At 64.3% G+C, this 21,816-nt stretch carries 15 protein-coding genes; 9 read left to right on the forward strand and 6 right to left on the reverse strand.

Annotation, left to right across the window (positions count from 1 at the left end):
• Positions 1 to 138: 138 nt before the first annotated feature.
• Together mtnA and mtnK are read right to left on the reverse strand one after the other, a co-directional pair.
• Positions 139 to 1,233 (reverse strand): S-methyl-5-thioribose-1-phosphate isomerase, encoded by a 1,095-nt coding sequence (gene mtnA, locus O7A05_RS24900; RefSeq protein ID WP_337095575.1) that lies wholly within the window; start codon positions 1,231 to 1,233, stop codon positions 139 to 141.
• On the reverse strand, positions 1,230 to 2,498 hold the full coding sequence (gene mtnK / locus O7A05_RS24905) for an S-methyl-5-thioribose kinase (RefSeq protein ID WP_337095576.1): 1,269 nt from the start codon (positions 2,496 to 2,498) through the stop codon (positions 1,230 to 1,232). The genes mtnA and mtnK overlap by 4 nt, the downstream gene beginning before the upstream one ends.
• 136 nt (positions 2,499 to 2,634) lie before the next feature.
• Here mtnK and O7A05_RS24910 point away from each other — a divergent pair, with 136 nt between their 5' ends.
• From O7A05_RS24910 to O7A05_RS24920, 3 genes are all read left to right on the forward strand, one after another.
• Positions 2,635 to 4,146: a sugar ABC transporter ATP-binding protein gene (locus O7A05_RS24910; protein WP_337095577.1), complete on the forward strand. Its 1,512-nt coding sequence runs from the start codon at positions 2,635 to 2,637 to the stop codon at positions 4,144 to 4,146.
• Positions 4,147 to 4,223: 77 nt separating this feature from the next.
• Positions 4,224 to 5,219 carry an ABC transporter permease gene (locus tag O7A05_RS24915; RefSeq protein WP_337095664.1) on the forward strand — a complete coding sequence of 332 codons (996 nt, stop codon included), beginning with the start codon at positions 4,224 to 4,226 and terminating at the stop codon, positions 5,217 to 5,219.
• Positions 5,220 to 5,254: 35 nt separating this feature from the next.
• Positions 5,255 to 6,307 carry a substrate-binding domain-containing protein gene (locus tag O7A05_RS24920; protein WP_278162985.1) on the forward strand — a complete coding sequence of 351 codons (1,053 nt, stop codon included), beginning with the start codon at positions 5,255 to 5,257 and terminating at the stop codon, positions 6,305 to 6,307.
• 71 nt (positions 6,308 to 6,378) lie between these two features.
• Here the strand turns inward: O7A05_RS24920 and O7A05_RS24925 are convergent, their stop codons facing one another.
• On the reverse strand, positions 6,379 to 6,618 hold the full coding sequence (locus O7A05_RS24925) for a DUF1127 domain-containing protein (RefSeq protein WP_337095579.1): 240 nt from the start codon (positions 6,616 to 6,618) through the stop codon (positions 6,379 to 6,381).
• Between the two features lie 133 nt (positions 6,619 to 6,751).
• On the opposite strand from O7A05_RS24925, the gene O7A05_RS24930 reads away from it, so the two are divergent.
• On the forward strand, positions 6,752 to 8,257 hold the full coding sequence (locus O7A05_RS24930) for a winged helix-turn-helix domain-containing tetratricopeptide repeat protein (protein WP_337095580.1): 1,506 nt from the start codon (positions 6,752 to 6,754) through the stop codon (positions 8,255 to 8,257).
• 54 nt (positions 8,258 to 8,311) lie between these two features.
• Here the strand turns inward: O7A05_RS24930 and O7A05_RS24935 are convergent, their stop codons facing one another.
• From O7A05_RS24935 to O7A05_RS24945, 3 genes are all read right to left on the reverse strand, one after another.
• The gene (locus O7A05_RS24935; protein WP_337095581.1) at positions 8,312 to 9,376 is read right to left on the reverse strand and encodes a D-alanine--D-alanine ligase family protein; all 1,065 of its coding nucleotides are present in this window, start codon (positions 9,374 to 9,376) and stop codon (positions 8,312 to 8,314) included.
• Between the two features lie 226 nt (positions 9,377 to 9,602).
• The gene (locus O7A05_RS24940; protein ID WP_337095582.1) at positions 9,603 to 11,657 is read right to left on the reverse strand and encodes a bifunctional aldolase/short-chain dehydrogenase; all 2,055 of its coding nucleotides are present in this window, start codon (positions 11,655 to 11,657) and stop codon (positions 9,603 to 9,605) included.
• 80 nt (positions 11,658 to 11,737) lie between these two features.
• Positions 11,738 to 12,703, reverse strand: a complete 966-nt coding sequence (locus O7A05_RS24945; RefSeq protein ID WP_337095583.1) for a sugar-binding transcriptional regulator — start codon at positions 12,701 to 12,703, stop codon at positions 11,738 to 11,740.
• A 205-nt stretch (positions 12,704 to 12,908) separates the two neighbouring features.
• Between O7A05_RS24945 and O7A05_RS24950 the strand changes: the two genes are divergently transcribed.
• From O7A05_RS24950 to O7A05_RS24970, 5 genes are all read left to right on the forward strand, one after another.
• Positions 12,909 to 14,549, forward strand: a complete 1,641-nt coding sequence (locus O7A05_RS24950) for an acyl-CoA synthetase (protein WP_337095584.1) — start codon at positions 12,909 to 12,911, stop codon at positions 14,547 to 14,549.
• Between the two features lie 361 nt (positions 14,550 to 14,910).
• Entirely contained in the window at positions 14,911 to 15,516 is a 606-nt protein-coding gene (locus O7A05_RS24955; RefSeq protein ID WP_337095585.1) for a TetR/AcrR family transcriptional regulator, read from the forward strand.
• A gap of 98 nt (positions 15,517 to 15,614) precedes the next feature.
• The gene (locus O7A05_RS24960) at positions 15,615 to 16,748 is read left to right on the forward strand and encodes an efflux RND transporter periplasmic adaptor subunit (RefSeq protein ID WP_415927051.1); all 1,134 of its coding nucleotides are present in this window, start codon (positions 15,615 to 15,617) and stop codon (positions 16,746 to 16,748) included.
• Between the two features lie 314 nt (positions 16,749 to 17,062).
• The gene (locus O7A05_RS24965; protein ID WP_337095586.1) at positions 17,063 to 20,215 is read left to right on the forward strand and encodes an efflux RND transporter permease subunit; all 3,153 of its coding nucleotides are present in this window, start codon (positions 17,063 to 17,065) and stop codon (positions 20,213 to 20,215) included.
• 200 nt (positions 20,216 to 20,415) lie between these two features.
• A complete protein-coding gene (locus O7A05_RS24970; protein WP_337095587.1) occupies positions 20,416 to 21,765 on the forward strand; it encodes an LLM class flavin-dependent oxidoreductase in 1,350 nt (449 codons plus the stop codon).
• Positions 21,766 to 21,816 lie beyond the last annotated feature (51 nt).

A 21,816-nucleotide genomic window follows, 5' to 3' on the forward strand; every position in this document is an offset into this window, starting at 1 on the left:
CAGCCGCCCTTGGCAACCCTGCGCCAGAATCTCCATGCCTTGCGACATCGTTGGCGCGAGCCACCACGAAAGCGCAAGTTTCAAGCCATGCCAAAGCTATCTTAGCGCATATGCCCACAAGGGGGGGAGATCAGCTAATTACCCGCGCTCGGGAAACATCGCCTTCAGCCCCTCGCGCGAGGCCTTCGCCACGCCGCGCTCTGTGATGAGCCCGGTGACCAGTCTTGCCGGCGTCACGTCGAAGGCAGGGTTCGCCGCCGGCGTCGCATCCGGCGAGACGCGCACCTGCGCGACCTTTCCGTCGGCCGTCCTGCCCCACACCAGCGAAACCTCGTCGCCGGAGCGCTCTTCGATCGGGATTTCCTTCAGCCCGTCGGCCACGGTCCAGTCGATGGTGGGCGAGGGGAGCGCGACATAGAAGGGCACGTCGTTGTCGGCGGCGGCCAGCGCCTTCAGATAGGTGCCGATCTTGTTGCAGACATCGCCATTGGCGGTGGTGCGGTCGGTGCCGACGATCACCATGTCGATGTCGCCATGCTGCATCAGATGGCCGCCGGCATTGTCGACGATCAGCGTGTGCGGCACGCCGTGCCCAGCCATCTCCCAGGCGGTCAGCTGGGCGCCCTGGTTGCGGGGCCTGGTCTCGTCGACATAGACATGCACCGGAATGCCGGCTTCCGTCGCGAGGTAAATCGGCGCGGTGGCGGTGCCGTAATCGACCGTCGCCAGCCAGCCGGCATTGCAATGGGTGAGGATGTTGACGCTCTCGCCCGGCTTCTTCTTCGCCGCGATCTGCCTGATGATCGCAAGCCCGTTCTCGCCGATGGCGCGGTTCAGCCCGACATCCTCATCGGCGATCTCGGCGGCCCGCTTGTAGGCAGCCTCCGCGCGTTCCTCCGGCGCGAGCGGCTTGAGGTGCCGGCGCATCTCGTCCAACGCCCAGCGCAGATTGATGGCCGTCGGCCGTGTCCTGTGCAGCGTCTCCCATATCGTGTCGAGCGCTTCGTCCGACGGATCGTCCATCATCTGGATGGCGACGCCATAGGCCGCGGTGACGCCGATCAGCGGCGCGCCGCGCACCCACATGTCGCGGATCGCGGCGGCGATGCCGGCGACGCTTCCGATCTTTTCGATGCGGAACTCATGCGGCAGCCAGCGCTGGTCGATGATCTCGACCGAGCGCTTGTCGTCGCTGAGCCAGATGGTGCGATAGTGGCGTTCGCCGACGTTCAAAGGCTCTTCTCCTGTTCGATCAGCGCGGCCAGATTGTTGACCTCGTCGATGCTGTGGATCTGGCGGCGGTTGACCGCGATATGGCGTCCGAAGCGCAAAGCCTTGGCCTCACATGTGGCGCGCAGATCGGGATTGGCAATGGTCTCGAAATCGGCATTGTGGGCCAGCCCGAGGATGCGCCGGTGCACCTCGATGCCGGCAAAGCCCAGCAGGTCGGTCCAGATGGAGTGCAGCATGTGGTCGAGCGCCTGTTCGGAGCCGAGCAGATCGCCCTGATCCTCGAACAGGCTCCTCTGGTAGAGGATGCCGCTGCGCTCGGTCCGCCACAGATGCGAGAACTCGGCGCGGAAGGTCGCCCAGGTCTCGGCCGTGACACCGCGCAGATAGGCGCGCATCGAATCGCGGCTGTCCTTCTCCTCGTGACCGCGCTGCGAGAAGAAGGCTATCCAGAAATTGGCAAGAAGCATGCCGACATCGAAAGCGATCGGGCCGTAAAAGGCGAACTCCGGATCGATCATCCGGGTCTCGCTGTCGGTCACCATGATCGAGCCTGAATGCAGGTCGCCATGCAGCAGCGTCTCGGCATTGGCGGCGAAGAGATGCTTCAGCCGCTGTGCCTCGACCTTGAGGTCGCGGTCGGCGCGCAGTTCGGCGACCAGGCCGTCGAGCTGCGGCGAAGTATGCCGGTTCATCTTGGCGTCGAAATAGGGGTCTGAGAACACCAGGTTCTCGGTGATGTCGCAGAGCTCGACATTGTCGGCGAACAGCGCTAGGTCGGCCTTGCGCTCCCTCGTTACCATCGAGAGATCCGAGCCGCGGAACAGCGTGCGGGCCATGAACAGGCCGATGTCGCGCGCGATGTTCGGCAGTTCGCGGCCGTCGATCAGCGCCCGCCTGAGGATGATGTGCGGCGGCGCCAGATACTCCATCACGATCAGCGCCTGGGTCTCGTCGAAATGGTAGATCGCCGGTACCGAGCCGGGCGCACGGCGCTCCTGCCTGGTCAGCGCATGATATTCAAAGAAGGAGCGTTTGAGCGGCAGCGGCCAGCTGTCGCCGACCAGCCGCACATAGGGCAGCGCCTGCTTGACCACTGCGGCACCCTTGTCGCCTTCGACAATGAAGACGAGGTTGAGATTGCCATCGCCGACCTCCTGTACCTTCCAGCGACTGGTGTCCCTGCCGATGCGCTCGGTCAGGGCCGCGGTGTCGCCAAGGCGCTTAGGCAGCGTTTCCACCGACAATGCTTCGAACTTCCCGGCCATGCTCTCCCTCCTGCGCGTGGTTTCCGACGATAGCGGAGCCACGGCGGCGGGGCCAAGCTAGGAAGCTCTCTGGCAAATGTCAATCGTGTTGACAATTGCCGAATGAGCCCATAGCGTCACGATCCGGGAGGAACGGATGGGCGCAGATGCCGTGTTCCATGTGGAAGGCCTGAGGAAATCCTTCGGCCAGAACGAGGTGCTTGGCGGCATCTCGCTCGACCTCTTTGCGGGCGAGGTGACCGTGCTCATGGGCGCCAACGGCGCCGGCAAATCCACCCTGGTCAAGATCGTCAGCGGCGTCTATGCGCGCGGTGCCGGCACGATGCGGCTCGCCGGCAAGGCCTTCGACCCGCAAACCCCTGCCGAAGCCATTCGCGCCGGCATCGTCACCGTGCACCAGAACATCAATGACGGCGTCGTCGCCGATCTCGACGTCGCCACCAATCTGACGCTCGACCGGCTGAGCGGCAAAGGCGCGTCGTTGCTTTTCAAGCCTGCCGATGTCCGAGCCGAAGCCGGGGCTGTCGCCGACCGCATGGGACTCGCCATCGACCTCAAGGCCCGCGTCAGCGACTTGTCGTTGGCGGATCGGCAGATGGTGGCCATCGCCCGCGCCATGGCGCATCGGCCCAAGGTGCTGATCCTGGACGAGCCCACCTCTTCGCTGTCGAGCGTAGAGGCCGACCGGCTGTTTTCGCTGATCGACCGGCTGCGCGGGCAGGGTGTGGCCATCCTCTACATCTCGCACCGCATGTCCGACATCAGGCGGCTCGCCGATCGCATCGTGTCGATCCGCGACGGCGTCGTCTCCGGCGTCTTCGACCGGAAGCCGCTCGACTATGAGGGCGCGGTCAACGCCATGCTCGGCCGCAAGATCCATCTCGACAAGGTGGTTGCAAGAAGCTCGGCCCGAGCCGTCTTCACCGCCGAGGGCCTGCGGCTGGCGCAAGGTTCGCGGCCGATCTCGATGACGCTCGGCGCCGGGGAGGTGGTGGCGATCACCGGCCTGGTCGGCGTCGGCAAGACGGCTTTGGCGGAAACGCTATTCGGCGTGCGCAGGCCGCTTGCCGGCAGCATGCACATGGACGGCAAGCCCTACGCGCCGGGCTCGGCGCGCGAGGCGATCGCCGCCGGTGTCTTTCTAGTCAGCAAGGACCGCGCCGCCAGCGGCATCGTCGGCGGCTTCAACATCGAACGCAACATCAGCCTGCCGTTCCTCAAGCGCATGTCGGGCTTCGGCGTCATGAAGAAGCGCGCTGAGCGCGTCGCCGCCCGCCGCCAGATCGACGAGCTCGGCATCGTCTGCCGCTCGGAGAAGGACGAACTCTCCGCGCTTTCCGGCGGCAACCAGCAGAAGGTGATGGTGGCGCGCTGGATGTCGCAGGCCTCGCGCCTCTTCATCCTCGACGAGCCTTTCCAGGGTGTCGATATCTCGGCGCGTCGCGACATCGCCGCCAAGCTGAGGGCAAGCGCCGACGGCCGCGCGACGCTGATCTTCGTTACCGAGCTCGACGAGGCGCTGGAGACTGCCGACCGCATCCTGGTGATGTCGGAACACACGATCGTCGGCGAGCACCGCAACGATGACATCGATCTCGACCGGCTGCTGGCGGAAGTGGCCGGTGGACCGCTTCACAGCGCGGCGTGAGATCGCAGGATGACGAGACCCGGAGTGCAGGCATGAGTTCCAGTTTGGCGGGCAAGGCAACGGCGCGGGAGCGTTCGATGACACTGCGCGACTACGCCATCCGCTACGGCTTCATCGTCCTGCTGGTCGGGCTGATCGCCTATTTCGCAGTCGCCGCCGATGGTTTTGCGTCGCCGCAGAGCGCCGTCTTCATCTTCCAGTCGGTGGCCATCACCGGCGTGCTGGCGCTCGGCGTCACGGCGACGCTCGTCGTCGGCGGCTTCGACCTGTCGATCGGCTCGGTCGCCACCAGCGCCATGATGGCGGCATCCTACGCGATGGTCGTGCTGGAGCAGAACGCGATCGTCGCGGTCCTCGCCTGCCTTGTCATCGGCGTCATCGTCGGCCTGATCAATGGCTGGCTGATCGTCTATATGCGCGTGCCCGACCTGCTGGCCACGCTTGGCATGATGTTCCTGCTGCTCGGCCTGCAGCGCATTCCGACGGAAGGCCGCTCGATCGCCACCGGCATGACCATGCCCGACGGCTCGGTCGCCAACGGCAAGTTTTCGGAAGCCTTCCTGGCGCTCGGCCGCCACCGCATCGACTTCTTCATCCCGAACCTGATCCCGGTCTCGGTCGTCGTGCTCGTCGTGCTTGCGGTGCTGATCTGGTTCTTCCTCGAATACACCCGCTTCGGCCGCATGATGTATGCGGTCGGCAGCAACGAGAGGGCGGCCGAGCTCGCCGGCGCGCCTGTCAAGGCATACAAAATCTGGGCTTATGTGATTTCGGGAGTTTTTGCCTCGATCGGCGGGATTTTGCTCGCCGCACGGCTTGGACGCGGCGACATCGCCTCGGGTAATAATCTGTTGCTCGACGCAGTCGCGGCGGCGCTCATCGGCTACGCGGTGCTTGGCGCCGCCAAGCCGAACGCCTTCGGCACGGCCGTCGGCGCGGTGTTCGTCGGCGTCCTGCTGCAAGGCCTGACGATGATGAACGCCCCTTACTACACGCAGGATTTCGTCAAGGGCGCGGTGCTTGTCGTCGCCCTTGTCTTCACCTTCGCCCTTTCCGGCAGGGGCAAGAGATAGTTTCGACCGGGGCATAACAAATGGAGGAAAACGAAGTGAGCATCACAAGAAGACTTTTGGGGAAGGCGGCACTCGGCCTCGCCGGCGCGGCGCTGCTGATGCAGGGGACGGCGCTTGCCGCGGACCGTCCGGCGCCGTTCGACAAGCCGGGCGTCAAGATCGCGCTGGTGCGCTACCTTTCGACCGGCGACTTTTTCCAGGCCTATCTCTCCGGCGTCGAGGCGCAGGCCAAGGCGCTCGGCGTCGACCTGCGCGTGCTGGACAGCCGCCAGGATGCGGCGCTCCAGGCCGACATGGTCGATCAGGCGATCGCGCTCGGCGTGCAGGGCATCATCATCCAGCACGGCCTGACGGAATCGATGAAGGACGCCGCCCAGCGCGCGGTCGATGCCGGCATCAAGGTCGTCGCCTTCGACGTCAATGTCGAGAACCCGAAGATCCCCCAGATCGAGCAGTCGGACAAAGACCTCGCCAAGCTGGCGCTCGAGCAGGCGGTCAAGGACAATGGCGAGAGCTGGAAGGCCGGTTATGTCTATGTTGCCGGCATCGCTCCGCTCGACCGCCGCAACGAGACCTGGGTGGATGTGAAGAAGAAATATTCGGGCATCAGCGAGGTCGCGCAGTTCGGCACGCTCGACAACCCGATCGCCAACTCCGTCGCCAACCAAGCGCGCTCGGTGCTGCAGGCGCATCCCGACATCAACGTGATGTTCGCCCCCTATGACGAGTTCGCCAAGGGTGTGAAGATCGCCGTCGATGAGGCCGGGCTCAACAAGAAGATCAAGATCTATTCGGCCGACATCTCGACCTCGGACATCGCCGCGATGCGCGAACCGGACAGCGCCTGGGCGGCGACCGCCGCCACCAATCCCGCCGTGGTCGGCCAGGTCTCGGTGCGCGCGCTGGCGCAACTGCTCGCCGGCGAGGACCCCGGCCACAATGTCATCGTGCCGCCGACGCTGATCACCCAGAAGGAGCTGATCGACAAGGATATCAAGAACATGGAAGACCTGTCGGCCAAGCTGCCGCAGTTCGCCCATGCCGATGTCGCGATGCCGGCTTGGATGCCGAACCCGAACGCCAAGTAAGGTTTTTGCCAGGCAAGTGAGGAGAGCGGTCCAACGGGCCGCTCTCTGTCTTCAGCCGATCCGAGGCGGTCCTATCGCTGCCAGAAGGGCAGTTTGGCGATCTCGGCCTCGACCTCTTTCCTCGTCAGCCCGATGTCGTCGATCAGATGCGGATTGTCCGTCGCTATCCGCTTGAGCTCGAAGCGGAAATAGGCCTGCTTGCGGCGCTCGGCGATAAGGCTGCGCAAGGCCGCCAGGCTGAAGCGCCCGCGCCTTGAGTGCATTGCCGGTGCTGCCGCCAGACACATAGAGGGCGTGAAGGTATCGTTCATTGCAACCTCCATCGAATGAGGGTTCGAAAACCCCCGACCTGATCGAGATTGCAGTGTGCCGCAGGCGGCTGGCGGCGTAATTAAGCCGTCCCAAATAGTTCTCAAAACTTCCAAATCGGCTATAGATCGCCGCATGCAGGGATCGCGCTTCGCTTTCGGACCGTTCGTGCTTGATCCGGGCGCGGGAACGCTGCTCCGGGGCGATGTTCCCGTCGCCGCCAGCCATCGCGGGCTGAAGCTCCTGGAAGCGCTCGTCGCGCGTCCGGGCGAAATCCTGGCCAAGGCCGAGCTGATGGACGCGGCCTGGCCGGGCACCGCGGTCGAAGAAGGCAACCTCACCGTACAGATCGCGCAGCTCAGGAAGCTGCTTGGCCCGGCGACCGGTGGCGGCGAGTGGATCGCGACGGTGCCGCGCGTCGGCTATCGTTTCGCCGGTACCGTCGAACAACCCGACGCCACACGCAAACCCTTGCCGATGCCCGACAAGCCGTCGATCGCCGTGCTGCCCTTCGTCAATCGGAGCAGCGATCCTGAGCAGGACTCTTTCGCCGATGGCCTGACCGAAGATCTGATCACCGATCTCTCCCGGATCCCGGGCCTCTTCGTCATCGCGCGCAACTCGGTCTTTGCCTATAAGGGCAAGGCCATGGACGTGCGCGCCATCGCCGGGGAGCTCGGCGTGCGCTACCTCCTGGAAGGCAGCGCAAGGCGCGCCGCTGGGCGCGTGCGCATCAATGCGCAGTTGATCGACGCGCTGAGCGGCGAGCATCTCTGGGCGGAGCGTTTCGATCGCAGCCTCGAAGACATTTTCGCCGTTCAGGACGAGGCGACGGCCAAGATCGTCGAGGCGCTGCTCGGGCGGCTGCGCGCGTTGCCGGAGCGCAACCGGCCGAAGAATCTCGAAGCCTATGATCTCGTGGTGCGGGCGCGAAAACTGTTCGACGAGTCGCCGCAAATGGCGCGCGAAGCGCATCTGATGCTGACGCGCGCGGTTTCGCTCGACCCGGACTACGCGGAGGCCTATCGCTGGCTGGCCATGAACCATTGGATGGGCTGGGTGCATTGGGGCGAGCCGTTCGAGCCTGCCCGCAGCACGGCCCTGGAACTGGCGCGCAAGGCTGTGGCGATCGATCCCAACGATGCCGGTTGCCGCTGGGTTCTGGCGAACCTTCTTGCCTATGAACGCGATTTCGAACGGTCCGAGGCGGAATTCGCCAAGGCGATCGAGCTCGACCCGAACGAGGCGGATATCTGGGCGACATTATCCGATATCGACGTGCTGGGCGGGCGGGTAGACGAGGGCCTGGAGCACATCCGCAAGGCCTTCCGGCTCAACCCCTTTCCGCCGAGCTGGTATTATCTGACGCTCGGCCAGGCACAGTATGCGGCCCGTGACTACGAAGCCGCCGTCGAGACGCTGCGCCGCGACGAGACCTACCGCACAAGCTCGCGCCGCTTTCTGGCGGCAAGCCTGGCGCAGCTCGGCCGTCTCGACGAGGCGCGCACCGAGGTCGCGCTGTTCCTCGTCGGCAATCCGCATTTCTCCACGGAGCGCTGGGTCGAGACGGAGCCGTTCCGTGACGACGCGACGCTTGAGCATTTCGTCGACGGCTTCCGCAAGGCCGGCCTGCCGGAGTGATGTGGCGACGCGGCCAACCGGCCGCTGCCGAGATTTCGAATCCTCCGGTCTTTTTCACCGGCCGGCGCGCGCCAGCCCATGGGCCACCAGACGGTCGATGACCTCCGGATAGCTGACGCCGCTCGCCGCCATGGCCTTGGCGTACATGCTGATGTTGGTGAAGCCCGGAATGGTGTTGAGCTCGTTGATTAGGAAATTCATGTCCGGCATCAGGAAGAAGTCGACGCGGGCCATGCCGTCGCAGCCGAGCGCCCTGAACGCCCTTGCAACCGCATCCCGCATGGCTTGCTCGACCTCCGGTGAAAGGTCCGCCGGCACGATCAAGGCCGCGCCGTTCTCGTCGATATATTTGGCGTTGTAGTTGTAGAAACCGTGGCTCTCCGCGGGCACGATCTCGCCCGGCCGCGAGACGAAGAGTTCGCCCTCGGGATCTTCCAGCACGCTGTACTCGATCTCGCGGCCACGAACGAATTCCTCCGCCAGCAGCTTGCGATCGTGCTGGAATGCTTCTGTCAGCGCCCGATCGAATTCCTGGCTGGCATTGACCTTTGCGACGCCCACCGACGAGCCCTGCCGCGCCGGCTTGATGAACAGCGGCAGGCCGAGCTGGTCTTCCAGTTCGGCCAGCGGAGGCGCGGCACCTTCATTGATCGTCACCGAGCGCGCCACAGGCAGTCCGGCCGCCTTCAGCAGCCGCTTGGCGATGTCCTTGTCGAGCGCCGTGGCGGAGCCGAGGATGCCGCAGCCGGCGAGCGGCACGCGTGCCACCTCGGCCACGCCCTGCACCGCGCCGTCCTCGCCATGCAGGCCGTGCAGGACCGGAAACAGGATATCGATGGGAGGCAGGTCGTGGGGCACACCGCCGGCAGGGATCGCCAGCGTCCGTCCATGGCCGCCCGGCACCAGGCAGAGCTGCGTGCCGGCCGACGGCGTCGCCAGCGCGCCGTCCTCAAAGCGGCTCAGCAGCCATTGCCCTTCGCGGGTGACGAAGATCGGAACGGCATCGTATTTCGCCGGGTCCAAGGCAGCCATGACGTTGGTTGCTGAAAGCAGCGATACTTCATGCTCGGCGGAGCGCCCGCCGAAGAGCACGCCAATACGAAGTCTTTTCGCCGCCATCTGGAGCTCCACCAATGATCAAGGTTGGAGCCGCATGCGAAACACGAGGCACCCCTTAAACTGGTTGAGCAATACGCGAAGGATTGGTGCGGATTTTGACGGGTTCGAGCAGTTCTTCAGCAGAAGCGCGGAAGGCCTTCGGTCCCAAACTGCGTCAAAACAGGGACGATGGAGCGGTTCTTCGTTTTCGCGAAACGAAGTACCGCTCCAAGGCATACCTATATGTTCAGCGCAGCGCCGCCGCGATGTTGCCGCCGTCCACCGTCGTCACATCCGCCGTGGTGCGCTCGGCCAGCGCCTGGTGCAGGAAGGCCTGCGCGACGTCGTCGGCCGTCACTTCCTGTCCCAGCAGATTGCCGGACATGTATTCTTTTTCGGACACGCCGCGCGCGCCGGAACGGCTGGCGATCATCGCGTCGGTAAGAAGCCCGGAACGGATGCGGTCGGCGTTGACCGCGTTGGAGCGGATGCCATAGGCGCCGTAGTCAAGCGCATACTGCCGCGACAGGAACAATGTCGCGGCTTTCGGAATGCCGTATGCGCCGAATTTCGGCCCGGGATTGATCGCCTGCTTGGAGGTGTTGAAGAGGAGCACGCCGCCCGTACCCTGTTCCAGCATGATGCGCACCGCATTCTGCGCCGCCGACTGGTGGGCGAAGAAGTTGAGCTCGAAGCTCTTGCGCAGCGTGGCGTCGTCCAATTCGCCGATGCGGCCTTCCCAGGCGGCGCCGGCATTAGAGACCAGGATGTCGACGCCGCCATAGACCGCGACCGCCTTGTCGAAGGCAGCGCGCATCTCGGCCGGTTTGGTGATGTCGGCGCCGACGCCGATCGAGTTGTTGCCGGCCGCCTTCGCCGCTTCCGCTGCCTTGGCCGGGTCGAGATCGACGATCACGGCATGCGCGCCGTTGGCCGCGAACAGTTTTGCCGTGGCGGCCCCGATGGCGCCGGCGCCGCCGGTGACCAGCACGACCTGGCCGGTCAGCGGCTTCGGCTTGTTGGAGGCGAGCTTGGCCTGCTCGAGAGACCAGTATTCGAGCGGGAAGAGATCGGCCTTGGAGAGCGGATGGAATTTGCCGATCGCTTCCGCGCCGCGCACCGCCTCGATCCACATCTCGCCGACATCCGACGCGATCTTCGCGTCCTTCAGCGTGCGGCCATGGCCGAACATGCCGAGGCCCGGCACCAGCGTCAGGCGCGGCATCGGGTCGAGCATGGTGCGCTTGACGTCGTCCAGCGCGTCATTGGTCTCGAAATAGGCGGTGTAGTCCTTGACGAAGGCATCGACATGGCTGCGGACGGCAGCCTTGTAATCGTCGAGCTTGTCGGCGTCTGGCGCCGGTACCGCCATCGGTCCGGTCTTAATGCGGATCGACAGGTCCGGCGTCGACACGCCGCGCCCGGCCAACTCGGCGATCTTGGCGGAATTGATGAAGTCGACGATCGCGTCCGAGGTGCGGAAGTCGCTGATCATGCGGTCGAAGCGGCCTTCGCCGCGCGCCACGGCCACGGCGCCGCGCAGCGTCGGCGCGATGTCGCTGGGCTTCGCGAGCTTTGCCGGCAGCGCTGCCTTGGCCGCCTGCGGCTTGCCGTTTCTGGCGACATAGTCCTCGGCCATGGTCACATAGTGGATCATGCGGTCATAGGCCTGCTTGGCATCGTCGCCGAAGGTGAAGATGCCGTGCTTGTCGAGGATGAGGCCCTCGACTTTTCGGTCGGTGTCGAAGACTTCCGCCGCGACCTTGGCGAGGTCGAAGCCCGGCTTGATGTAAGGCACGTAGCCTAGGCTGTCGCCGAACACGGTCTTGATCAGCGCTTTGCTGTCTTCCTGGTCGACGATGGCGAGGATCGCCGTCGAATGCGTGTGGTCGACAAACTTATGCGGCAGGAAGGCATGCAGCAGCGTTTCGACAGAGGGGTTGGGCGAGGAGGGATCGATAAGGTTGGAGCGCTGCAGCGCCACCATGTCCTCGTCGGAGAGCTTGTCCAGAGAGCGCGCCTTGAGCAGCGCGCCCATCTTCACCGCCGGCAGGCCTTGCGGCTCGACGACCGCCATGTCCCAGCCGCTGCCCTTGACGCAGAGCACGTCCCATTCGTCGCCGACGAGATCGGTGGCTTTGGTCTTGCAGGAGGTGTTGCCGCCGCCATGCAGCACCAGACGCGGCTCGCCACCGAGCAGGCGGGTCGTATAGACGCGCAGCGCAAGGTCGCGGCCGACCCCCTTCTTGGCATAGTCGGCAACCATCTTTTCCGCGTCGGCGTCATTCCAAAGGTTCTTCATGTCGATCCGTCCGATACTCGTCTTTTTGCTCATGAACAGAAAGCCGCGACGCCTTTATGACAGAAGCGGCGAGAGGATTTCTAAGAGGCCTTTTTGGTTGCCGCACCGGCGTGCTGCAGCAGGCGCTCGGCCATATGGGCGCCGATCACCAGATGCGTGCAGAGCTCGCCGGCGATGGCCGAAAGCAGCGGCTCGAACTTGGTGTCTTCCTGCACCACCATCAGCCGCTTCTCGATCGCGCGCAGCGAGGCGAGCTCGGCGGAGATGACGCGCCGGTTGTAGCTGCAGTCGAGAACCTCGCCCCTGGCGTCGATGATCTGCCCGGCGATGACGCCGGCCGCACCCTGGCTGCGCAGCGCTTCCATCTCGGCCGGCGATAGCGCGCCGCATTTCACCAGATGGCTGTCGGCATCGACCGCGCCGACGGAATAGAGCGCCAGATCGCAAGCGGCGATGCCGCCCAGCTGATCGCGGATCACCGGCTCGGCGCGCAGGCTCTTCGCCAGCTCTTCCGTCGACAGCACCAGCGGCGCGTAGAAGTTCAGTCCCTTGGCGTTGAGCCTCCGCGCGATCTCCATCGTGCACTGGTCGGGCCGATAGGAATAGGGCGCGCCGAGATTGCCGCAGAGCTGCACCACGGTGACGTCCTGCAGGTCGGCAAAGGACATGATGTCGGCGATGGTATAGACGGTGCGGCCCCAGGCGACGCCGATGCGGTCACCCTTCTTCACCAGCTCGAGAAAGACGCTTCCCGCCAGCACGGCGATATCGGTCGAGGGATCGGCGAGATAGGCATTTTCCGGCGCAATCCAGACGGCGTCCAGGCCGAAGGCATCCTCCAGTCGCCGCGCCATGACGTCGTCGGTGAAGAGCTGCGTCGAGGTCGAGATGTTGACGATGCCGGTCTCGCGCGCCTTGCGCAGATACATGGCGACCGAGGCGCGTGAAATGTTGAGCTGGTTCGCCACCTCGTCCTGGCGAAGGCCGTGCGCATAGTAAAGCCAGGCGGCCTTGTGGATGAGCTGTTCTGCCGGTCTGATCGCCATGCCGCCTCCTCGGCTGACATTAGTCACGGCTCTCGACAAAAGTCAAATTTGCTTGCGCGAGGCGCAATCACCTCGCCGCGCGGCTCAATCCGGATCGCCATTCTACCAAGCCGGCGCAGCATAGCATTTTCAGCCGCGGAAGGGGGGATAGCGTGACGGCGGGCCTAAGGTTAGAAAGCTCGAAAAGAACATCGGGGAGAACGGGATGGCCAATCCCTACGAACAGGATCTCGACAGGAACGCCGCCAACCACCAACCGCTGACGCCGCTCACCTATCTTGAGCGCGCGGCCAAGACCTACCCCGACCACATCGCCATCATTCATGGCAGCCAGCGCATCACCTATCGCGAGTTCTGGCGCCGCTCGCTGAAGCTCGCTTCGGCGCTTGCGAAACGTGGCATCGGCAAGGGCGATACGGTGACGGTGATGTTGTCGAACACGCCGCCGATGCTGGAAGCGCATTTCGGCGTGCCGATGGTGAAGGCGGTGCTGCACTCGCTGAATACGCGCCTGGACGCCGCCGTCATCGCTTTCCAGCTCGACCACGCCGACACAAAGGTGCTGATCGTCGACCGCGAGTTCTCGGGCGTCGTCAAGGAGGCGATGGCCTTGGCCAAGGCCAGGCCATTGGTCATCGACTATGACGATCCGGACTATGCCCTCGACGCTCCCTATCCGAAGGGCGAGCGGATCGGCACGCTCGACTACGAAGATTTTCTCACCGGCGGCGATGAGGCTTTTGCCTGGTCGATGCCCGACGACGAATGGGACGCCATCTCGCTCAACTACACCTCCGGCACGACCGGTAATCCGAAAGGCGTCGTCTATCACCACCGCGGCGCGGCGCTTATGGCCTACACCAACACCATCCATGCCGGCATGGCCAAGCACGCGGTCTATCTCTGGACGCTGCCGATGTTCCATTGCAACGGCTGGTGCTTCCCCTGGACCTTGGCCGTGCAGGCCGGCACCCATGTCTGCCTGCGCTGGGTGCGGGCAAAGCCGATATATGACGCGATCGCCGATCATGGCGTCACCCATCTGTGCGGCGCGCCGATCGTCATGTCGGTGCTGATCAACGCGAAGGATGAGGACAAGCGCCAGTTCGCGCAGACCGTCACCTTCAACACCGCCGCAGCACCCCCGCCGCAGGCCGTGCTTTCCGGCATGGCCGATGCCGGCTTCGCCGTCACCCATCTCTACGGCTTGACCGAAACCTACGGCCCGGCCGTCGTCAACGAATGGCACAATGAGTGGGACGCGCTGGAGAAGGGACCGAGAACGGCGAAGAAGGCGCGCCAGGGCGTGCGCTATGCCGCGCTCGAGGGCCTCACGGTGATGAACCCGGAGACCATGGTGGAAACCCCGGCCGACGGCGAAACCATCGGCGAGGTTATGTTCCGCGGCAACATCGTCATGAAGGGCTATCTGAAGAACAGGAAGGCCACCGACGAAGCCTTCGCCGGCGGCTGGTTCCATTCGGGCGATCTCGGCGTCATGCATCCCGACGGCTACATCCAGCTCAAGGACCGCTCTAAGGACATCATCATCTCGGGCGGCGAGAACATCTCCTCCATCGAAGTCGAGGACGCGCTCTACAAGCATCCCTCGGTTGCATCCTGCGGTGTGGTTGCCCGCGCCGACGAGAAATGGGGCGAGGTGCCGGTCGCCTATGTCGAGCTGAAGCCCGGCAAGACCGCGACCGAGGCCGAGATCATCGAGCACTGCCGAGGGCTGCTCGCCCGCTTCAAGGTGCCGAAGGCGGTGCTGTTCGCCGAAATCCCGAAGACCTCGACAGGGAAGATCCAGAAGTTCAGGTTGCGGGAAATGGCTAAGGGGGCGTGAGCCTCAAATGGGCGAGGCCGAGTTCCCGCCCACCCCTCTCTGGCCTGCCGGCCATCTCCCCCGCAAGGGGCGAGATCAATCTCGTCACCGCTTTCGCCAACCACCAACGTCGCACGGTGAAGCGCCGCCGCTGAAGCCGCCAATCTCCCCCCTTGCGGGGGAGATGTCCGGCAGGACAGAGAGGGGTGCGAAGGATCGCTGCGCTTAAGAATATTCTCTTTCTCATCACACCGCAGATCCTCGCAACTGTCACCATCTGTCACCAAATTATACGCGTACGTCGATTTCGCGTTGACTCCGCGCTGCTTTCGTTTTACGACTGACGAAAATTGAAATTCGTCACTCATCAAACGAAAGCGTCATGTCCGAAGCCGCCAACATCGTGGCAGACCCCGCCAGACAGGAGAATGTGACCCGCATTCTCGATTGCGCCGAGCGGCTGTTCCGTCACTACGGCTACGGCAAGACCAATGTCGCCGACATCGCCCGCGAGCTCGGCATGTCGCCGGCCAATATCTACCGCTTCTTTGCCTCCAAGGTGGAAATCCACCAGGCCGTGTGCGGCCGCATGCTCGGCGCCAGCTACAAGATGGCCTACGAGATCATGCATCTCCCGGTCAGCGCCGAGGAGCGGCTGCGCCGCTACATCCATGCCCAGTACAAGATGACGCTCGAGACCATGCTCGACGAGCAGAAGGTGCATGAGATGGTCATCGTCGCGCTGGAGCGCGATTGGTCCGTCATCGACAAGCATGTCAACAGCATCCACGACCTATACGCCGAGGTGATCCGCGAGGGCATCGAGGCCGGGGAGTTCAGGGAGCAGGACCCGGAGACGGCCTCGCGCTGCTTCGGCGCCGCGACCGTCATTCTGTGTCACCCGCAAATGGTGGCGCAGTGCCTTGCCAAGACCAACCGGGCAATGCCCGACGAACTTATCGACTACGCCATCAGAGCCTTGAAATAGAAGCCGTCCGCCAGGTGCGGTCGATAAATCATCTCCAGTTCGGGAGTGCTAACGTGTCTTTGTCCAGTTCCATCCTCCCCAGTTCCATCCTCCGAAGACTGCCGGCCGCAGGCCTCCCAACCGCCGCCGTCATCGCAGCAGTGCTCGGCCTTGCCGGCTGCAGCCAGGAAAAGGCCAAGGTCGTCCAGGAAGTCCTCCGGCCGGTGAAAGTGGTCGAAATCGGCGAGGCTCAGACCACCCGTCAGCTCGATTATTCCGGCTCGGTGCGCGCCCGCACCGAGATGAATCTCGGCTTCCGTATCGCCGGCAAGGTCACTGAGCGTCTGGTCGATATCGGCCAGCACGTGAATGGGGGCGATGTGCTCGCCCGCGTCGATCCTGCCGATTACGAGCTGTCGGTCAAGAGCGCTACGGCCAGCCTCGACGCCGCCGAGCGCCAGGTCGAGACAGTCGACCTCGCCAGGAAGCGCGCCGAGCAACTCTATGCCAAGAATTTCGCGCCGAAGTCGCAGCTCGACCAGGCGCGGCTGACCTACGACCAGGCGGTGGCAACCCGCGACGCCGCCCGCTCGGCGTTGGCCCAGGCGCAGAACCAGGTTCAATACGCCGATCTGAAGGCCAGCAAGAACGGCATCGTCACCGCCATCTCCGCCGATGTCGGCCAGGTGGTCGCCGCCGGCACGCCGGTCATGACCGTCGCGGTCGACGGCGAGAAGGAAGTGTCGATCGCGGTGCCGGAGACGGACATCGCCGGCTTCAAGCCCGGCAAGGAGGTCAAGGCGAGCTTCTGGTCGGAGGAAGGGCTGACGCTTGACGGCAAGGTCCGCGAGGTCGCCGGCAGCGCCGATCCGCAGTCGCGCACCTTCGCGATCCGGGTCTCGCTGCCCAACGACCCGCGCGTGTTGCTTGGCATGACCGCCAATGTCCAGGCGACCGTCGGCAGCAAGACGCAGCTCGTCTCGATCCCGCTGACGGCGATGGCTGAGAAGGACGGCAAGCAGATCGTCTGGGCGGTCGATCGCGCTTCCGACACGGTGCATCCGCGCCCGATCAAGGTGGCCAATTTCACAGTCGACGGCGTTGCCGTTGCCGACGGCCTGAAACAGGGCGACGTCGTAGTCGCGGCCGGCACCCAGTTCATGACCGACAATCTGAAGGTCAAGCTTTCTGGCGACCCCCAGCAATCCCCCTCGGCGGAGGACGACGTCGCAACGACTGGCAGCCTGCACTGATGCTTGTCGCCCAAAAGTGCGAAGCGGTTTTGGGACAACGACATGCATCAAACTAAGACCTGAAGTCAGGCGCAACAGACGCCTTTCCCGCTCTCGCTGCGTAGAGCCGCGAGCCGGGGGAGGCATGGGTTCCGGGCGGCGGACGCCCGATCGTGAGATGCCGGCATGTTGGCTCCCCCGCAGCAGTGCCGTGTCCAGCGCGATTTGCGAGTCTCTCTCCGCTTGAGGGGTCTCGCCGCCCGGAAGCCCGAGCGAGAAATTCATGGGCGGCATGCCATGCATGCCTTGCCGATCAATTGGACTGGACGTGTGCCATGACCACCAGCGACAGCAGCACTGAAAAGCGGCCCTTCAATCTTTCGCGTTGGGCGATCGGACATCCGAGCATCGCGCGCTTCCTGTTCGGGTTGATCATCCTGGCCGGCGTGCTCGGCTTGATGCGCATGGGCCAGAAGGAAGACCCCGACTTCACCTTCCGCGTCATGGTCGTGCAGGCGATCTGGCCGGGCGCCTCGATCCAGGACATGGAGGACCAGGTCGTCAACAAGATCGAGCGCAAGCTGCAGGAGACGCCGCATCTGGATTTCGTGCGCTCCTACACCCGCGCCGGCAGCGCCATCATCACGCTGCAGGTCAAGGGCGACACCAATGCCGAAGAGGTCAAGGACGCCTTTTATCAGGTGCGCAAGAAGGTGGGCGACATTTCCAACGAATTGCCGCAAGGCCTGCTCGGTCCCTATTTCAATGACGAGTTCGGCGACACTTTCATCACGCTGCATTCGATCAGCGGCGACGGTTTCACCTATCCGGAGCTGAAGAAATTCGCCATCCAGGCGCGCGACATGCTGTTGACGACGCCGGGCGTCGAAAAGGCCGTCATCATCGGTGACCAGCCCGAGAAGATCTATATCGACGTCTCGTCAAAGGCGCTCGCCGAGCGCGGCCTGACCATCCTTGACCTGCAGAACGCCGTGAAGGGGCAGAACGCCGTCGATCCGGCGGGCTCGGTCGACACCGGCCTGCGCTCAGTGCGCATCTCGGTCGAGGGCGACGTCACCAAGGCCGCCGATATCCGCGAGCTGAGGCTGCGCTCAGGCAACCAGGTGACGCGCCTCGGCGACATCGCCACCGTCTCTTCCGGCCTCGAGGATCCTTACGAGCGCAAATACCGCTTCAACGGCCATGAGAGCGTCCAGGTCGGCGTCGTCATGGCCAAGGGCTTCAATGTCAGGGATGTCGGCAAGGACGTCGAGGCGACCTACCAGCGCTTCGAGGCCGGACTGCCCTACGGCGTTTCGGTCGACCAGATCTCCGACCAGCCGGAGGTCGTGAAGGATGCCGTAAACGAGTTCATGGAGGCGCTCGGCGAAGCGCTGCTCATCGTGCTTGCAGTCTCGCTGCTGTCGATCGGTTGGCGCTCGGGCCTGGTGATCGCCATCGCCATTCCGCTCGTGCTCGCCGCCACCTTCGCCATCATGTATGAGATCGGCATTGACCTGCAGCGCATCTCGCTCGGCGCGCTCATCATTGCGCTCGGTCTTCTGGTCGACGACGCCATGATCGTCGTCGAGATGATGGAGCGAAAGCTGGAGGAGGGGCTGGTCAAGATCGAGGCGGCGAGCTTCGCCTATACCTCGACGGCTTTCCCGATGCTGACCGGCACGCTGATCACCACGGCTGGCTTCATCCCCGTCGGCTTCGCCGCGTCGACCGCCGGCGAATATGTGCGCACGCTCTTCTATGTCGTCGGCATCGCATTGATCGTGTCGTGGTTCGTCGCGGTCTATTTCACGCCGTGGCTGGGCTATATGATCCTGAAGCAGCGCAAGCATGCCGGCACTCACCACGATGTCTTCGACACGCGCTTCTACCGCCGGCTGCGCGCGACGGTCGCCTGGGCCGTGCGCCACCGCATCATCGTTCTGGTGATGACGCTGGTCACCTTCGCCACCAGCCTCTGGGCCTTCCAGTTCATCCCGCAGAACTTCTTCCCGCAATCCTCGCGCCCGGAAATCCTGGTCGACCTGTGGCTGCCGGAAGGCACCTCGATCAAGGAGGTCGAGAACCAGGCAAAGGCGCTGGAAGCCAAGATGATGGACGATCCCGACAAGCGCTTCATCGCCACCTATATCGGCGAGGGCGCGCCGCGCTTCTTCCTGCCGCTCGACCAGCAGCTGCGCAATTCCAACTTCGCCCAGCTCCTGGTGATGGCCAAGGACGAGCCGGCGCGCGAGCGGTTGATCGTCAAGATGCGCAAGATCCTGGCGCAGGACTTCCCCTCGATCCGCGGCAAGGTCGACCGTCTCTTCCTCGGTCCGCCGACAGGCTGGCCGGTGCAGATGCGCGTCATGGGTCCGGACCGCAAGGAGGTGCGCCGCATCGCCGACGAGGTGAAGGCGAGGTTCCAGGCCAATCCGCTACTCGGCGCCGTCCATGACGACTGGCTGGAACCGGTGCCGGCGATGAAGCTGGTGATCGACCAGGATCGCGCCCGCGCGCTCGGCGTCACCTCGCAACGCATCCGCCAGATGCTGCAGGCCACCATGTCTGGCGCATCCCTCGACGACTTCCGCGACGGCGAGGAGACGGTCTCGATCGTCGCCCGCGAGCCGGAGGCGACCCGCCACCTGCTCTCCTCAGTCGACTCGGTCTATATCCCGACCGATTTCGGTGGCTCGGTGCCGCTCTCGCAGGTGGCCAAGGTCGTGCCGGTCATGGAGCAGGGCGTCGAATGGCGGCGCGACCGCCTGCCGACAATCAGCGTGCGCGCCACGCTGCCGGACGGCGTGCAGTCGAATGACGTCGTGACCAAGATGTATAACGACATGAAGGACCTGCGCGCCGGCCTCGCCCCCGGTTACAAGGTCGAGATCCAGGGCGGCGCCGAGGATTCGGCCGAAAGCCAGGCCTCGATCGCGGCCAAGGCGCCGATCATGCTCGCCGTCATCGTCGTGCTGCTGATGGTCCAGCTGCAGCATTTCGGCAAGTCGATGCTGGTGCTGGCCACCGGCCCGCTCGGCATCATCGGTGCCGCCGCGGCGCTCTTGATCAGCGGCGCGCCGTTCGGCTTCGTCGCCATCCTCGGCGTCATCGCGCTGCTCGGCATCATCATGCGCAACTCGATCATCCTGGTCGACCAGATCGACCAGGATATAGCCGCCGGCATGGAGCGATCGGAAGCGATCGTCGGCGCGGCCGTCCGCCGTTTCCGGCCGATCATGCTGACGGCGCTCACCGCCGTGCTGGCGCTGATCCCGATCTCGCGCGCCGTCTTCTGGGGACCGCTCGCCTACGCCATGATGGGCGGCATCCTCGTCGCTACGGTGCTCACCATTCTGGTGCTGCCGGCCGGCTACGCCCTGTTCTTCGGCCGCGCGCCGAAGAAGGCCAAGACCGACGAGCAGGCGCCCGAGCCGGAGAACGTCGAAGGCATCGAAAGACCGCAGCTGGCCTTGGCTGCGGAATAAGTTAAAGGTGGCGACCTCGGATCATCCGCCATCGGTGCGAGCCGGTGGCGGATGATCTATATCCAGGCTCCGCGCGTCGGGCCAAAAAAATGCTCCGCGGGAACGCTTCCGCAAAACAGAACTCCTTTTCAGCGGCGCGATGCAGGCCGATCCTGCACCGATATCGGAGCGGCAACGCTCGTCATCGCTGGATTATTCCCATGTCACAAAAACGGCAATTGCGGCTCGGCGCCTTCATGCGCCCCGTCAGTCTCCACACCGGCGCCTGGCGCTATCCAGGCGCCTACCCGGACGCCAATTTCAACTTCGCGCATCTGAAACGTTTCGCGCAGACGCTCGAGGCGGCGAAGTTCGACGCTTTCTTCATGGCCGATCATCTGGCCGTGCTCAACATGCCGATCGAGGCGCTGCGGCGCAGCCATACGGTGACCTCCTTCGAGCCGTTCACGCTGCTGTCGGCGCTCGCCGCCGTCACCGATCACATCGGCCTAGTCGCGACCGCATCGACGACCTTCGACGCGCCCTATCACATCGCGCGGCGCTTCGCCTCGCTCGACCATATCAGCGGCGGCCGCGCCGGCTGGAACATCGTGACCACCTCCAACCCGGACGCCGCGCTGAATTTCGGCCTCGACGAACATGTCGAGCATGACGAGCGCTACCACCGGGCGCGCGAGTTCTACGATGTGGTCACCGGCCTGTGGGACAGCTTTGCCGACGATGCCTTCATCCGTGATGCCGAAAGCGGCCTCTATTTCGACCCGTCGCGGCTGCATGTGCTCGATCACAAAGGCGAGCATCTGGCGGTGCGCGGGCCGCTTAACATCGCCCGGCCGGTGCAGGGCTGGCCGGTCATTGTCCAGGCCGGCGCGTCCGAGACAGGACGGCAGCTGGCCGCCGAGACGGCTGAAGTGATATTCGCGGCGCCGCCTGATCTGGCATCCGGCCAGCGCTTCTTTGCCGACGTCAAGGGCCGGGCACAGAAACTTGGCCGCACGCGCGACGACATCAAGATCCTGCCCGGCGCCTTCGTCATCGTCGGCGACAGCGTCGAGGAAGCGCGGGCCAAACGGGCGAAGCTAGACAGCCTTGTCTATTACGAGAGCGGCATCGCCTCGCTGTCGATCGCGCTCGGCCACGACGCGTCGGGTTTCGATCCGGACGGGCCGTTGCCGGACATTCTGGAGACCAATGCTTCGAAGAGCAGCCGCGAACGCGTCATAGAATTAGCGAGCAAGGAAAACCTCACTGTGCGCCAGTTGGCCCAGCGGCTTGGCGGCTATTCCGGCCTCGCCTTTGTCGGCACGCCCGCGACCATCGGCGACGAGATGGAAGAATGGCTCGTCGGCGAAGGCTCCGACGGCTTCAACATCATGTTTCCCTACCTTCCCGCAGGCCTGGATGATTTCGCTGAGAAGGTGGTGCCCGAGCTGCAGCGGCGCGGGATATTCAGACGCGAATATGAAGGATCGACGCTGCGCGAGAGTCTCGGCTTGAAGCGGCCGCCGAACCGGTTCTTCGAAAATGAAGTTGTCCGCAAGGCCGGCTGACGGGATCGCAAAAAACGAACGGGCGCGCCGAAGCGCGCCCGTCTGTTTTCA

The organism is Mesorhizobium argentiipisi (SeqCode) (genome assembly GCF_037179585.1).
In the GTDB taxonomy this organism is placed as follows: Bacteria; Pseudomonadota; Alphaproteobacteria; order Rhizobiales; family Rhizobiaceae; genus Mesorhizobium; species Mesorhizobium argentiipisi.